Annotated in this window: 10 protein-coding genes; 5 read left to right on the top strand and 5 right to left on the bottom strand. The window is 59.4% G+C overall.

Going from position 1 to position 11,925, the window contains the following annotated elements:
- Window positions 1-110 precede the first annotated feature (110 nt).
- The 3 genes from GGE33_RS17300 (at window position 111) to GGE33_RS17290 (ending at window position 4,049) form a co-directional block, all read left to right on the top strand.
- Window positions 111-1,145 (top strand): ABC transporter ATP-binding protein, encoded by a 1,035-nt coding sequence (locus GGE33_RS17300; protein WP_183825719.1) that lies wholly within the window; start codon window positions 111-113, stop codon window positions 1,143-1,145.
- A gap of 182 nt (window positions 1,146-1,327) precedes the next feature.
- Window positions 1,328-2,305 (top strand): Fe(3+) ABC transporter substrate-binding protein, encoded by a 978-nt coding sequence (locus GGE33_RS17295; RefSeq protein WP_246436257.1) that lies wholly within the window; start codon window positions 1,328-1,330, stop codon window positions 2,303-2,305.
- A gap of 61 nt (window positions 2,306-2,366) precedes the next feature.
- The gene (locus GGE33_RS17290; RefSeq protein WP_183825713.1) at window positions 2,367-4,049 is read left to right on the top strand and encodes an ABC transporter permease; all 1,683 of its coding nucleotides are present in this window, start codon (window positions 2,367-2,369) and stop codon (window positions 4,047-4,049) included.
- 6 nt (window positions 4,050-4,055) lie between these two features.
- Here GGE33_RS17290 and GGE33_RS17285 read toward each other — a convergent pair whose 3' ends face one another.
- From GGE33_RS17285 to GGE33_RS17265, 5 genes are all read right to left on the bottom strand, one after another.
- Window positions 4,056-4,973 (bottom strand): SMP-30/gluconolactonase/LRE family protein, encoded by a 918-nt coding sequence (locus GGE33_RS17285; RefSeq protein ID WP_183825710.1) that lies wholly within the window; start codon window positions 4,971-4,973, stop codon window positions 4,056-4,058.
- Between the two features lie 27 nt (window positions 4,974-5,000).
- Window positions 5,001-5,948, bottom strand: coding sequence for an ABC transporter permease (locus tag GGE33_RS17280; protein ID WP_183825706.1), 948 nt, complete (start codon window positions 5,946-5,948; stop codon window positions 5,001-5,003).
- The gene (locus GGE33_RS17275) at window positions 5,945-6,886 is read right to left on the bottom strand and encodes an ABC transporter permease (RefSeq protein ID WP_183825703.1); all 942 of its coding nucleotides are present in this window, start codon (window positions 6,884-6,886) and stop codon (window positions 5,945-5,947) included. The genes GGE33_RS17280 and GGE33_RS17275 overlap by 4 nt, the downstream gene beginning before the upstream one ends.
- On the bottom strand, window positions 6,883-8,343 hold the full coding sequence (locus GGE33_RS17270) for a sugar ABC transporter ATP-binding protein (protein ID WP_183825700.1): 1,461 nt from the start codon (window positions 8,341-8,343) through the stop codon (window positions 6,883-6,885). Before GGE33_RS17270 ends, GGE33_RS17275 begins: the two co-directional genes overlap by 4 nt.
- A gap of 87 nt (window positions 8,344-8,430) precedes the next feature.
- Entirely contained in the window at window positions 8,431-9,438 is a 1,008-nt protein-coding gene (locus GGE33_RS17265) for an ABC transporter substrate-binding protein (RefSeq protein ID WP_148145001.1), read from the bottom strand.
- 243 nt (window positions 9,439-9,681) lie between these two features.
- Here GGE33_RS17265 and GGE33_RS17260 point away from each other — a divergent pair, with 243 nt between their 5' ends.
- Together GGE33_RS17260 and GGE33_RS17255 are read left to right on the top strand one after the other, a co-directional pair.
- Window positions 9,682-10,926 carry a GAF domain-containing sensor histidine kinase gene (locus GGE33_RS17260; protein ID WP_183825697.1) on the top strand — a complete coding sequence of 415 codons (1,245 nt, stop codon included), beginning with the start codon at window positions 9,682-9,684 and terminating at the stop codon, window positions 10,924-10,926.
- 2 nt (window positions 10,927-10,928) lie between these two features.
- Window positions 10,929-11,645, top strand: a complete 717-nt coding sequence (locus GGE33_RS17255; RefSeq protein WP_183825693.1) for a response regulator transcription factor — start codon at window positions 10,929-10,931, stop codon at window positions 11,643-11,645.
- Window positions 11,646-11,925 lie beyond the last annotated feature (280 nt).

The following is an 11,925-nucleotide window of genomic DNA, read 5'->3' as shown; positions in this document are numbered from 1 at the left end:
TTAACAGGAGCCGATGAGGCGATGTCGATTTCGCCTCATCGTGATTGTGGTGGTCTTCACTCTACCGGATCGCTATGGCAGTTTCCCGCGCCACAGGGGGCAGGAACGCCATGAAAAAAGATATCGCCGTAAAACTCGACAATGTCAGTCGCTCGTTCGGAACGACAGCAGCCGTCCGCGACATATCGATCGATATTCGAAAAGGAGAGGTTGTTTCGCTCGTCGGTCACTCGGGCTGTGGAAAGTCCACCCTGCTGCGCATCATTTCAGGCGTTGAAACCATCGATTCCGGCCAGGTCTTTCTCGATGGTCGCGAGGTTGACGGCCGGCATTTCGTCGAGCCGGAAACGCGCGGTGTTGGTTTCGTCTTCCAGGACTACGCACTTTTCCCGCATCTCAGCGTCCGCGATAACATTTTTTTCGGCCTGAAACGGCACTCACAGGCTCAGGCTAACGCCAATGCCGAGGATGTCATTCGGCGCATCGGGATCGAGCACCTGATGGAGCGCTTTCCGCACACGCTTTCAGGTGGCGAGCAGCAGCGTGTGGCACTTGCAAGGGCGCTGGCGCCGAGGCCCGGTATTGTTCTCATGGATGAACCCTTCTCCAACCTCGATCAGGGCTTGCGTGGACAGGTGCGGGCCGAAACGTTGTCGCTTTTGAAATCGCTCGACACGACCGTCATCATGGTCACCCATGATCCGCAGGAAGCCCTTTCCACCGGTGACCGCGTGGTGTTGATGCGATCGGGCGAAATCGTGCAGGCAGGATCCGGCTATGATCTTTATGACCGGCCGACAAGCGCCTATGCGGCCGACTTTTTCTGCCTTTCGAACAAGGTTCCGGGGATCTGCAAAGGCGGCAGGATCGAGACTGCGATTGGCAGTTTCCAACTGAACCACAGGACAGCTGACGACGGAAAGGCAATCGTCCACATCCGGCCACAGGCAATTTCCATTTCGCTTGACCGGGGCGATATTCCCGCACGCGTCAAGCAACGGGTCTTTCATGGAGAAACCGAACATATTCTGCTCGCGGTCGAGGGACTGGAGACACCGTTAAGAGCCATTGCTCTCGATCGCCTTCCGGAAGGCTCGGATGCGGTCACGATTTCCATTGCTGCTGAGCGCGTGCTGGCATTTTGATGCTCTTACTGGTTGTTTTGGTGCCTTTCGACCCGATAAAGTTTGCGTGATGGGTATCTTCGGTTGAATTTTAAACTTGACCAATCAGGTCAAGAACTGCTGCAAGCGTTGCGTGTTCATTCCAAAGGGGGAGTATCATGAACCCGCACGCTTTCTTCACCTCCACGCTTTTGGCCACTTCGATGTTCGTGGCTCCGTCGCTGGCATCTGCCGCCGAGATCAACGTCTACACGACGCGTGAACCAGCCCTGATCGCCCCGCTTCTGGAAGCCTATACCAAGTCGACCGGCACGAAGGTCAATACGGTATTCCTGAAGGATGGATTGGCTGAACGCGTCGCATCGGAAGGCGCAAGCTCGCCGGCCGATATCCTGATGGCGGTCGATGCCGGTAATCTCGTCGATCTCGCCGAAAAGGGCGTGACGCAGCCGATCGAATCCTCCGTTCTCAGCGGCGCCGTTCCGGCAGAACTGCGTGACGGCAAGGGCCATTGGTTCGGCCTTTCCTACCGCGCTCGCGTGCTCTACGCCGCCAAGGATCTCGACCTCGCCTCCTTCAACTACGAGGATCTGGCTGATCCGAAGTGGAAGGGCAAGGTCTGCATCCGCTCTGGCCAGCATCCCTACAATACCGCGCTGTTTGCCGATTACATCGCCCATTACGGCGCGGAAGAAACCGAAAAGTGGCTGACCGGCGTGAAGGCCAACCTGGCGCGCAAGGCTGCAGGTGGTGACCGCGACGCGGCCAAGGACATTCTCGGTGGCATTTGCGATATCGGCATCGCCAATTCCTACTATGTCGGCCTGATGAAATCCGGCAAGGGCGGCGAGGAACAGGTCAAGTGGGCCGAGGCGATCAAGGTCGTGCTGCCGACCTTCAAGAATGGTGGCACCCAGGTGAACATCAGCGGTGCGGCCGTTGCCAAGAATTCGCCGAACAAGGCAGAGGCCGTGAAGTTCCTCGAATATCTCGTCTCCGACGAAGCCCAGAAGATCTATGCCGAGGCCAACTACGAATATCCGGTCAAGGCCGGCGTTGCTGCCGATCCGATCATCGCCGCATTCGGCGAGTTGAAGATCGACAACAAGCCGCTTTCCGAAATCGTCAGCCATCGCAAGCAGGCAAGCGAACTGGTCGACAAGGTCAGCTTCGACAATTAAGGAATGCGCGAGGCGCTTCGGTACTGGAGCGCCTCGCGTCTTTTATATCATGGATATGTCTATGCCTGCCAGCAACCCGGTCGCCGAACCATCGGTCGTCAGCCATGCTGGCCGTTCGGGCAGAAACTGGCTTGCTGTTTCCGCCATCGCCGCGCTGATCGTCATCCTGCCGATCGCCGGTTTGGCCCTCGAAGCGCTGAAGGGATCGGCGGGTCTCTGGGCGCATCTTTTTTCCAGCATTCTGCCGGTGGCATTGGTCGACACGATTATCCTGCTTCTTGGAGTGGGGGTAGTTACCGCAGTGCTCGGGACCACGACCGCCTGGCTGGTAACCGCCTATGATTTTCCGGGACGGCGTGTTCTGGAATGGGCGCTCTTGCTGCCGCTTGCGGTGCCGACCTACATCATCGCCTATGCCTATCTCGATATCCTGCACCCGATCGGCTCGGTGCAGGGGGCTATCCGTTGGTTCCTGGGGTATGAGACGCCACGGCAATTCCGCTTGCCCGACATCCGCTCTATGACGGGCTGTATCCTGCTGCTCGGCTTCGTACTCTACCCTTACGTCTACATTCCCACACGGGCGATGTTTCTCACGCAATCGGGCAATCTCGTCGATGCGGCCCGCACGCTGGGTGTGTCCCGCCGGGCGATCTTCTGGCGCGTTGCGCTGCCGCTGGCGCGGCCTGCCGTGGCGATCGGGGTCGCGCTTGCGCTGATGGAAACGCTCAACGATGTCGGGGCGGCCGAATTTCTCGGTGTGCGGACCATGACGGTGTCGATCTATACGACCTGGATCACCCGCACCGATTTGCCCGGTGCCTCGCAGATTGCGCTCGCGTTTCTGCTGATCGTGGTTGCGCTGGTGGCGATCGAGCGGTGGGCGCGGCGCAAACAGCGTTACGCGACGGATGCCCGCCGCAGCCGCGGTCTGACACCTCAGAAAGTGCCTGCCGTGAAGGGCATATTGCTTTTTCTCGCGGGGGCTATGCCGGTCTTGCTCGGTTTCGCCGCTCCGGCGCTCTACCTCACCACCGAGGCCTGGAAACGTTATCAGTTTGCCGGCCTTTCCTCACGCCTTGTCGGCGAGGCGATCAGCACGCTCACCATCGCAATATTGGCAACGGTCGCAACCATTTCTCTCGGGCTTGTTGTCGCCTATGCGACCCGTCTGCGCCCGGGCAAGACTTCCGCCACGTTGCTTCGCATGTCGACTGTCGGTTATGCCGCACCGGGTACCGTTGTTGCGATCGGCGTGCTGATCGTGCTGGCCTGCCTCGACCGGTTCATCGATAGCACCGCGTTTGACTGGTTCGGTGTCTCGACCGGGCTTTTGTTCATGGGATCGGGCGCGGCCGTGGTCTATGCGCTCACCGTACGCTTCCTGGCGATCTCTGCCGGCGGCATCGAGGCTGGCCTGTCGCGCATTCCGATGTCCTTCGATCACGCATCGCGCACGCTTGGGCAATCGACGGCCGGCACGTTCCGGCATGTGCATTTGCCGCTATCGAAGGCTGCGATCTCGGCGGCTGCCCTGCTTGTGTTCGTCGACTGCATCAAGGAACTGCCGGCGACGCTTCTTCTGCGGCCGCTCAATGTCGAAACCTTTGCCACCCATCTTTATGGCGAAGCGGCGCGCGGTACCTATGAAGAGGCATCGATCGCGGCGCTTGCCATCGTTGTGATCAGTGTTCTGCCGGTCATTCTACTTTCGAAAGTCGGCGCATCTGGGCGTGGCGCGTAGCGTTTACTAACCGAGGGACGTACCAATCGTTGCCGTATAGACGGCATAAAGCGATCTTGTCGCGGTGATGAAAAGGCGATTGCGCCGCGGGCCGCCGAAGGTGACATTCGCCACCGTCTGCGGAATCAGGATCTTGCCGAGCAGCTTTCCATCCGGTCCGAAGCAATGCACGCCATCTCCGGCACTGGTCCAGACATTGCCGTAGACATCGACGCGAAAACCATCCGGCAGGCCGGTGTCGATCGTGCAATATTCTCGGTTGTTCGTCAGCGTGCGGCCGTCCACCACGTCGAAGGCGCGGATATGGCGTGGCCGGCCGAGATCATGGCTGGATGAGGAATCCGCCACATAAAGGATGGTTTCATCCGGCGAGAAGGCGAGGCCATTCGGTTGGCCGAAATCGGTGACGACGGCATCAATCTCGCCGGTTTGCGGATCGAGCCGATAGACGTTGCGGGTCTGCTGTTCCGGATCGGCGCGATAACCCTCGTAATTCGACATGATCCCGTAGGTGGGGTCGGTGAACCAGACGCTACCATCGGACCGCACCACCACATCGTTGGGCGAATTAAGCCGCTTCCCCTGATAGCTGTCGGCAAGCACGGTGATCGAGCCGTCGATTTCGGTGCGGGTTACACTGCGTGTACCGTGTTCGCAGGTCACCAGACGACCTTGGTGGTCTCTCGTATTGCCGTTGGAAAAATTCGATGCGCTGCGGAAGACAGAAACACCGCCGCCTTCGACCCATCGCAACATTCGCTCATTCGGATTGTCGCTCCAGATCAGGCAACCCTGATCGGCAAACCAGACCGGGCCTTCCGCCCAGCGGCATTCGGAATAAAGTTCGTCCAATGGCGAGGTCGGAACGATCAGGAACCGGAAGCGATCATCGTGGATTTCGTAGATGGATGAGGTCTGTGACATGGCATTGTGTCCGGTTTGATTGATCGGCTAGCGAAGCGATTGCCGGCCGCCGGCAAGCAGTATGACGGCTATGATGATGAGGCCGGTGAGGATGAGGCGGAAACCAGCGCCGAAGCCGTAGGTGTTCAGCATCGATACGACGAGGAACATAAACAGCGATGCGCCCCAGATGCCCGGGATGTTGGAATTCCCGCCCGCCACCGCCGTGCCGCCGATTACAACGACGGCGATCGACATCAGCAGATATTCCGAGCCCATGTTGAGGGCCGCTCCGCCGGAAAAGCTCGCCAGCAGATAACCGCAGACGGAGGCGAGCACGGCGCAGAGCATGTAGGTGACAAGCCGCGTGCCATCGACCGGGATACCGGCCATGCGGGCCGCGAACGTGCTTTGCCCGATCGCCGAAATCCAGCGGCCGTATATGGACTTTTCCAGAAGCACCCAGGCGACGATCGAAAGGATCAGTGCCACGAGCGCGACATTCGGGATGCCGAACAGGCTGGATGTGGCGAAGTCGGCAAGCGTTTCAGGTGGTTTGATGCGCAGGCCGCGATTGCTCCAGATCGCCACCGACTGGACGATGAAGCTCATCGACAGCGTTGCGATGATCGGCGGAATGCGCAGCGCCTTGATCAGCACATAGTTGCCGATCCCGATGATGAGACCGATGCCGATCGAGGCGAGCAATCCGACGACGATCATGCCGTCCTGCACGTCCATCAACTTGAGCGCAAGCGTGCCGGAGAGCGTCATGGTAGCTGGTACCGAAAGATCGATATTGCCCGGCCCGAGCGTGATGACAAACATCTGGCCGATACCGACGACGACCGAAAAGGCTGCGAAGGTAAGAGCTGCCTGAGACAGGCCAAAAGAACTGGCGCCGCCGGTGAAAAGCACGGTGACGATCCAAACCGTGATCGTCGCAGCAAACGACCAGATCCACGGTTTTGCCATGAGAATATGATGCAGGTTCATTGGCTCTTCTCCCGCTTTTCCAGACGGTTGAGGGCAAGGCGAAGGGCGAGAACGACGATCAGGATCGCGCCCTGCGCGCCGATCTGCCAGTCAGGCGAGATGCGCATGAAGGACAGGAACGAACCGGCGAGCGTCAGTGTCAGCGCTCCGATGACGGCGCCGATCGGCGAAACCTTGCCGCCTACGAACTGGCCCCCACCCAAAATGACACCGGCGATCGACAGCAGCGTATAGCGAAGCGCGATATTGGCATCGGCAGAGGTGGTGAGGCCGACCAGTGCGATGCCGGCAAGCACGGCGAAGAAGCCTGCCAGCGCATAGGTTGCGGCGCGAAGGCCGAGCACGGACCAGCCGGCGCGTTCCACCGAGCGATCATTGCCGCCGACGCCGCGCATCAGCACGCCGAAGGACGAGCGCATGACGATATAGTGCGTGACTACGGCAATCAGGATGCTGGCGACGATCGCCATCGGCACAAGCGGCGGCTTGGCCGTCATCAGCCAACGCGCCCAGGTGGGGGCGGTGCCGCCGGGTGAGGGGAGAATGAGGACGGCAAGTCCGCCCCAGACGAAACTCATCCCCAATGTCACGACGATGGACGGCAGGTCGCGCACATAGATGACCATGCCGATCAGCGCATAGGCCGCAATCGCGCCGAGAAAGATCAGGATACCGAGCGCCGGCGATGACTGCAGGAAGGTGGCGGCAACGCAGGCGCAGAAGCTGACGAATGTGCCCATCGACAGATCGAGATCGTTGACCGACATGATCAGCATCTGGGCGATGGTGGCGAGCGCGATCGGAACCGCGAGATTGAACAGAAGATTGAGCCCCGTATAGCTCATCGCGCGCGGCTGCATGTAGAAGACCGCTGCGAGCAGCAGCACCAGAGAGGCTGCGGGGATGATCAGGCGGATCGTGCCGGAAGACAGTTTCATGCCGCATCTCCCTCGTGGAAGGAGGCTGCCAACACGTTTTTCTCGGTGATCTCCTCGCCGACAAGCTCTGCCGCAATCGCGCCGTCACGGAAGACATAAACCCGGTCGCAGAGGCGGATTTCGTCCATTTCCGTCGAATACCAGATGAAGGTGCGTCCGTTGGCAGCTTCCGAGCGGAGGATTTCATAGACCTCCTGCTTGGTGCCGATATCGACGCCGCGCATCGGATCATCCATCAGCACCGTGCTGGCCGTGGTCGCCAGAGCCCTGGCGAAAAGTACCTTCTGCTGGTTGCCGCCCGAGAGCGACAGGATGCGGTTTTCCATATCCGGGGTGCGAATTTCTATCCGCTGTTTCCATCCGGCCCCCAGTGTTTCTTCCCGCGCCCGGTCAACCATGCGGTTGGTCGAAAGCTGGCCAAGCGAAGCGATCGACAAGTTCTTGAGGATGCTCCACAGCGGGAATGTGCCGTTCAGGCTGCGGTCTCCGGCGACAAAGGCGATTTCGCGCTGCCTCTTCGGCCACCAGTTGCTGTTGCGATCGAGATAGAGGTCGAGCAACGCTTCTGTCTGGCCATGGCCACCGAGGCCGGCAAGGCCGATCATCTCGCCACGCCATGCCTGGAACGCAAGTCCATGCCCGCGGCGCGGCGGCATGGAAAGAACCGGCTCCCCGGTCCTGCTCGTGGCCGAACGCGAGAATTCCTGTTCGCGAACGACATTGCCCATCGCCTCGACAAGGCTGCGGGTCGAAAACTCGGAGGCTGCCCGGTCGGCCACCACGCGGCCATCCTTCATCACCACGATACGGTCGGAGGTGGAGAGAATTTCGCCGAGAATGTGCGAAATCAGCAGAACCGAACCGCCTTCGCCGACGAATTTGCGGATATAGGCCATCAACTGTGCAGCAAGCCCGGCGTCCAGTGAGGATGTTGGTTCGTCGAGAATGACGAGTTTGGGGCGCTGATCGATGCCGGCGAAGCTGATGGCGATCTCCACCATCTGCCGTTCGGCAATCGACAGATCATCGACCGTCGAGTCGCAATCGATCGAATGACCGGGGAATATGTCTTGCAACTGGCTCTCGACCAAGGCCAGCGCCCGCTTTCGCCAGGCCCATCCCTTGAGTTCCGCATGCATGATGCGGGCATTTTCACCGACAGTCAGATTCGGGCACAGTGACAATTCCTGGAAGACGCAACGCACGCCATTGGCACGGGCCGCCGATATGCCGTGAAATTCGCGGCCACTATAGGTGAGCGAACCGTCATGCGGTGTCAGCCCTCCATTTATGACATTGACGATGGTGGACTTACCGGCGCCGTTATGGCCGACCAGCCCGATACATTCTCCGGCATGGATCACGAGGTCTGCGCCATCGAGCGCCTTGACGGCGCCGAACGTCACACGGACGCCACGCGCTGCCACAACCTCTTCTCGCTTCAAGGTCTTGGTCATGCAATCGCTGTCGATTTTGGTGTGTCGGACAATACCGGGGCGCGTAGGGGTTGGGCGCCTTCGCGCCCCGGCACGCGGGAGGCGACGCTACTTGGCGTCGATCACCTTCTGGGCGTCTTCCAGCGAATATTCGACATTCGCCACGCCGCCCTTCTGGGTCGTCTTCAGATTTTCTTCCAGATTGGCCTGATCGATCCGAAGGAAGGGCACGACAAGGTCCTTCTTGACCTCCTTGCCGTCGAGGATCTGCTGCGCCACCCAGAATGCCAGCGTCGAGACGCCCGGAGCGATCGAGACCGACATGGTCTCGTAGCCGTCCTTGTCCTTCTGCTGCTTCCACCAGACGAGCTCGTCCTCACGGTTGCCCATGACTATGGTCGGCGTCGGGCGCTTGGCGGCGGCAAAGGCCTGGGCAGCACCATATCCGTCACCGCCCTGGGTGACGACGGCTGCCACTTCCGGCAGGCTCGGCAGGATGCCGGCGACAGCGCGCTGGGCAACGTCCTGTGCCCAGTCACCATTCACCGAACCGACGATCTTGAATTGCGAGTTCTTGGAGACGCCGGCTGCGATACCTGCATGGATCTCGTCATCGACCGAAACACCGGCGAGGCCGCGGATTTCGAGAAGATTGCCGCCCTTTGGCAGTTTCTTGGCGAGATAGTCGATCTGGCTTTCGCCCATCTTCTTGAAATCGACGGCGATGCGCCAGGCGCAGGGTTCCGTCACGATGCCATCGAAGGAAACGACGGTGATGCCGGCATCGCAGGCTTCCTTGATCGCACCGTTAAGCGCAGTCGGCGAGGCGGCGTTGACGACGATCGCGTCATAACCCTGCAATATCATGTTTTGGATTTGTGCCGCCTGCTCGGTCGCCTGATTCTCAGCGGTGGTGAACGGGTCGGCTGCCGCGACCACACCCTTGGAGACTGCCTCCTTGGTGATCTTGTCCCAGCTTGTCAGCATCGCCTGACGCCAGGAATTGCCGGCATAATTGTTCGACAGCGCGATCTTTTTGGATGACGTATCGGCGAGTGCGGGTGCGCACAGGCATGCAAAGGCGACGGATGCCGCCAGCATCGTTCTGATGGTCATGATTTCCTCCCAAATAGCTCCCTGCATATCGTCCGGGCCGCTCCTCAACGGTGATCCGGAGATAATGATTGCCCTGAGCCCCTTTTGCTCAGTAAATCGAGGATGGAGGAGTTTCTTGACAAAGTACAGGCGCATCCAAGCAGGCTTTCTGCGGGTTTGCGCGCAAAATCTGCGGGTCCCCGCAGGACAAGCTTAAAAAGCTCACGCTTAATTGACGGCTGAAGGACTGGAGGAGGTCCGCCCATGCTCAATCCGGCGCGTAACTCGCTGTTCGACCGCTATCTGGGGATTTCCCGGCTTCTGGCGGGCCAGCTCGATTTCGATGCGATCATCAAGGCCGTGGCCGACGAGATCAGCCATATCATTCCGCATGACCATCTCGACGTCTGCATCAAGATGCTGGATGGAAAATACCATATTGCCTATGAGAGCGGACTGGATACTGCCTGGAGCCAGCACCCGCCGGCGCTTCTGACTGGAAGCCCTATTCGCACACTGCTGTCCGGCGAGGTGGATTTCCTGCTTTCAGGCGATGCGTGTACTGATCCGCGTTTTCATTTCAAAGGCGCGTTTTCAAGCCCGATCATCGAGCTTTCGCTGCATAGCCGGTTGCATGTGCCGCTGAAGGTGCAGGGCGATGTGATCGGTGCGCTGAGCTGCTCCAGCCGGCAGAGCGATTGTTATACCCAGGAAGATGTCGAAAATGCCCGTGCTGTGGCCGATCTTCTGGCACCCTATTTCTTTGCTTTGCGTGCGGCCGAGCAGGCGAAACGCTCCGCCGTCATCGAAACGGAAGCGCGCGCACGGGAAGAGGGCCTGCGTTTCGGCGCGCTGAAGTTGACGGAGGCACTGGAGGCAGAACGCCAGCGCATCGGCATGGATCTGCATGACCAAACACTTGCCGACCTGACAAGGCTGACGCGCCGCATGGAGCGGCTGACCCATCTGCCTGCAGTCTCGGGCGACGCGTTGGAACCGCTATGTCGGGCGATGCAGCAATGCATGCATGACCTTCGCCAGATCATCGAGGAAGCCAAGCCCACTGTACTGCAGCTTTTCGGTGTTGCGGAAGCAATCGAGAACCATCTGGAACGGTCGGTTCGGGAAAGCGGCCAGCCGATCGGATGGAAGATGATCGACGAGAGCGGTGGCAGCCTTCGGGATCTCAATCCGACAGTTTCTGTGGCGCTGTTCCGTATCGTCCAGGAGGCAGTCAATAACGCCATTCGCCATGGGCAATCTGACAATATCACGGTGCGGATCGCCCGGAGCGGTCAATCGCTTTGCATAGAGGTTGAAGATGATGGTCGGGGCCTCGCCTATATAAAGGAAACGGCTGGACACGGTATCGACAACATGAAGACCCGTGCCCGGCTGATTGCGGCGCGGTTCGAGATCGGCCGCAATCCGGCGTGCCGAGGCGAGGGGAGCGGAACGTGCATGCGGCTGACCCTATCGCCGGATTTCCCCGTTTTGGGCGAGGTGTGACGATGAATGTGCTGATTGTTGAGGACGATGCTCTTCACCGCACGTTTCTCGGTGAGGCAGTCCGTGCTGCCTTGCCGGAATGCGGGCAGGTGATCGAGGCGGAAAACGGCCTGAAAGGCGAAGTGCAGGCCCGAACTGCACGTGTCGAGCATGTCGTCATGGATTTGCAGATGAGCGAGCGCAACGGGATCGAGGCGGCACGCACGATCTGGCGCGAGCGTCCGGATACCAAAATCCTCTTCTGGTCGAACTATTCTGACGAAGCCTATGTGCGTGGCGTGGCGCGGATCGTGCCGGAGGGCGCGACTTATGGCTATGTGCTGAAGTCTGCTTCGGAAGAACGGCTGAAACTTGCACTGCGCAGCGTTTTCGTTGAATCCCAGTGCGTGATCGACCGGGAAGTGCGTGGTATCCAGCAGAAGAGTTTTGGCAATTCCCCCGGCCTTACCGACGCCGAATACGAAATCCTCGTCGATGTGGCGCTGGGATTGACCGACAAGGCGATCGCCAAGCGAAAACATCTGTCACTGCGCAGCGTACAGAACCGCCTGCAGCAGCTTTACGAAAAGCTCGATGTTTATGAGACGCCGGGGCAGGGAAATGAGGGCTTGTTCAATCTGCGTACGAGAGCGGTCGCGGTCGCTCTTTCACGCAAGGTTTTGAACGCCAGCGCCATCGAGAGGGCCGAACGGGACCTCAGGCAGTCCGCAGGGATCTAGGCCATGGGGGACAGATAAGCCGAATGACGGTTCTCGCCGCGATCTGTTGTCAGACGAGCTGAGGTTCTGGAGGCAAAATTGCCCCTGGTAGGCGTTGAAATCGAATAAATCTTTTAAAATCAATGTCATGCACGATTTTTGCAGATTTATGAAAATAGCCTGTTGACGTTTTCCTGGGTGTGGGACTATAACCCGCTCACTGACGAGGGCGGCGGCGCTGCTAGCGACGAAGCTTCTCGTTCTAAAGAAAACCACTAAAGATTGGCATTTGCTGATTGGG

This window comes from Aliirhizobium cellulosilyticum, assembly GCF_014198105.1.
Taxonomy (GTDB): domain Bacteria; phylum Pseudomonadota; class Alphaproteobacteria; order Rhizobiales; family Rhizobiaceae; genus Neorhizobium; species Neorhizobium cellulosilyticum.
This window is presented reverse-complemented; position numbering and strand designations above follow the sequence as displayed.